Origin of the sequence: Klebsiella sp. C239, assembly GCF_048822715.1 — a bacterium.
Classification (GTDB): Bacteria; Pseudomonadota; Gammaproteobacteria; order Enterobacterales; family Enterobacteriaceae; genus Klebsiella; species Klebsiella quasipneumoniae.
Genome location: NZ_JBMEZK010000036.1, coordinates 1 through 2,493 on the forward strand (window position 1 = coordinate 1; position 2,493 = coordinate 2,493).

The following is a 2,493-nucleotide window of genomic DNA, read 5'->3' on the forward strand; positions in this document are numbered from 1 at the left end:
AACGCCGGGTTATTCTTATTTGTCGCTTCTTTACTCGCCTTTATCGGCCTTCACTCAAGGATGTATTGTGGTTATGCGTTATATTCGCCTGTGTATTATCTCCCTGTTAGCCACCCTGCCGCTGGCGGTACACGCCAGCCCGCAGCCGCTTGAGCAAATTAAACAAAGCGAAAGCCAGCTGTCGGGCCGCGTAGGCATGATAGAAATGGATCTGGCCAGCGGCCGCACGCTGACCGCCTGGCGCGCCGATGAACGCTTTCCCATGATGAGCACCTTTAAAGTAGTGCTCTGCGGCGCAGTGCTGGCGCGGGTGGATGCCGGTGACGAACAGCTGGAGCGAAAGATCCACTATCGCCAGCAGGATCTGGTGGACTACTCGCCGGTCAGCGAAAAACACCTTGCCGACGGCATGACGGTCGGCGAACTCTGCGCCGCCGCCATTACCATGAGCGATAACAGCGCCGCCAATCTGCTGCTGGCCACCGTCGGCGGCCCCGCAGGATTGACTGCCTTTTTGCGCCAGATCGGCGACAACGTCACCCGCCTTGACCGCTGGGAAACGGAACTGAATGAGGCGCTTCCCGGCGACGCCCGCGACACCACTACCCCGGCCAGCATGGCCGCGACCCTGCGCAAGCTGCTGACCAGCCAGCGTCTGAGCGCCCGTTCGCAACGGCAGCTGCTGCAGTGGATGGTGGACGATCGGGTCGCCGGACCGTTGATCCGCTCCGTGCTGCCGGCGGGCTGGTTTATCGCCGATAAGACCGGAGCTAGCAAGCGGGGTGCGCGCGGGATTGTCGCCCTGCTTGGCCCGAATAACAAAGCAGAGCGCATTGTGGTGATTTATCTGCGGGATACGCCGGCGAGCATGGCCGAGCGAAATCAGCAAATCGCCGGGATCGGCGCGGCGCTGATCGAGCACTGGCAACGCTAAGCCGGCGGTGGCCGCGCGCGTTATCCGGCCCGCAGCACCTCGCAGGCGTGCCGGGCGATATGACTGGCGGCGGCATCGGAAAGATGCCGGTCGGTAATGATGGTGGTGAACCGGGTCAAAGGTAACGCCATAAACGTGGCCACCTGATTGTATTTCGAACTGTCGCACAGCAGGATGCTTCTCGCGCTGACCTGGCTGACGGTCTCCTTGACGGTAACCTTGTTCTCATCAGGGGTGAATATCCCGCGACTGTCCCAGCCGCTGGCGGAGATAAAGGCCGTATCGATAGCCAGGTGGCGTAACGTACGCGCCGCCGATTCGCCCACGCAGGAGCGGTTCTCCCGGCACAGAGTGCCGCCGGTGTGGATCACGCCGCACTGGCTGGCATCGATCAGCAGCTGGGTTATCTCAAAATCATTGGTGACCACCTGGAGATCGTTCCGGTCGAGGATCGCCCGCGCCAGCGCCAGGGTGGTAGTCCCGGCATCCAGATAGATGCAACTGTTTTTAGCGATATGACTCGCCGCCAGCGCGCCGATCGCCTGTTTCTCCTCACTCTGCAGCGTGCTTTTCACCAGATGACTGGGTTCCGCGGCCAGCCGGCTGACGGCGCGTACGCCGCCCGAGACGCTGACCAGCAGCCCCTGCTCCTCCAGTTTACTGACGTCCCGACGGATGGTCATATGGGACACGCCGAGGATCTCCGTCAGCTCGTTAATGCTTACCGCCCCACGCTGCTCCACCAGGGCTAAAATACGCTGATGTCGTTCTATTGGAATCACCGCTCTCCCCTTACCATTTTTTCACACCAGGCGTCACCACCCAGGCTACGGCCCTGGCGACACCCGGTGTTGTTATCGCGCTTTGCCGCTGTTTTTTACGCTATTTTAGGGCAAGAATCGCCGCTGTGCAGCCTCTTTCCGCCTGTGAATTTTTTATATTCATGTGGGTTATTCGTGATAACTCTCACATAAATTCACATGATAACGCTTTATTCTATCATTAAATCACATTAATTAACTAATGTTCACAAGGAGACCAGCATGGCTGCACACACTAACGTCTGCGTGATTGGACTGGGTTCAATGGGCATGGGCGCCGCCCGCGCCTGCCTGCAGGCGGGCCTGAACACCTGGGGCGTTGACATCAATCCCGACAACTGTCGCGCACTGCTGGCGGCGGGCGCCAAAGGCGCGGGCCCCAGCGCGGTGCCGTTCGCCGCGGAACTGGATGCAGTTGTGCTGCTGGTGGTCAATGCCGCCCAGGTGCGGGGGATCCTGTTCGGCGAGAGCGGCCTCGCCGCCCATCTGAAGCCGGGCACCGTCGTGATGGTGTCGTCCACCATCGCCTCCGCCGATGCTCAGGCCATTGCCGAGGCGCTGGCGGAGTACCAGCTATTGATGCTCGACGCGCCGGTATCGGGCGGCGCCGTGAAAGCGGCCGCCGGCGACATGACGGTGATGGCCTCCGGGAGCGATGCCGCCTTTGCCCGACTCGCGCCGGTGCTGGACGCCGTGGCCGGCAAAGTCTACCGCATCGGGAGCGACATTGGTCTTGGC

The 2,493-nt window shown here is 61.2% G+C and carries 3 protein-coding genes; 2 read left to right on the top strand and 1 reads right to left on the bottom strand.

Annotated elements, in window-relative coordinates; genetic code table 11:
* Positions 1–73 precede the first annotated feature (73 nt).
* The gene (locus ACOI6Z_RS27400; protein WP_002904004.1) at positions 74–934 is read left to right on the top strand and encodes an extended-spectrum class A beta-lactamase SHV-12; all 861 of its coding nucleotides are present in this window, start codon (positions 74–76) and stop codon (positions 932–934) included.
* 20 nt (positions 935–954) lie between these two features.
* On the opposite strand, the gene ACOI6Z_RS27405 is transcribed toward ACOI6Z_RS27400, so the two are convergent.
* On the bottom strand, positions 955–1,716 hold the full coding sequence (locus ACOI6Z_RS27405; protein ID WP_002210513.1) for a DeoR/GlpR family DNA-binding transcription regulator: 762 nt from the start codon (positions 1,714–1,716) through the stop codon (positions 955–957).
* A gap of 261 nt (positions 1,717–1,977) precedes the next feature.
* Here ACOI6Z_RS27405 and ACOI6Z_RS27410 point away from each other — a divergent pair.
* On the top strand, positions 1,978–2,493 hold a 516-nt coding region (locus ACOI6Z_RS27410; protein ID WP_032723123.1), incomplete at its 3' end, for an NAD(P)-binding domain-containing protein.

Bases quoted from the DNA above. Each gene is read 5' to 3' on its own strand.
- ACOI6Z_RS27400 (WP_002904004.1), top strand. From the start codon at position 74: ATGCGTTATATTCGCCTGTGTATTATCTCCCTGTTAGCCACCCTGCCG.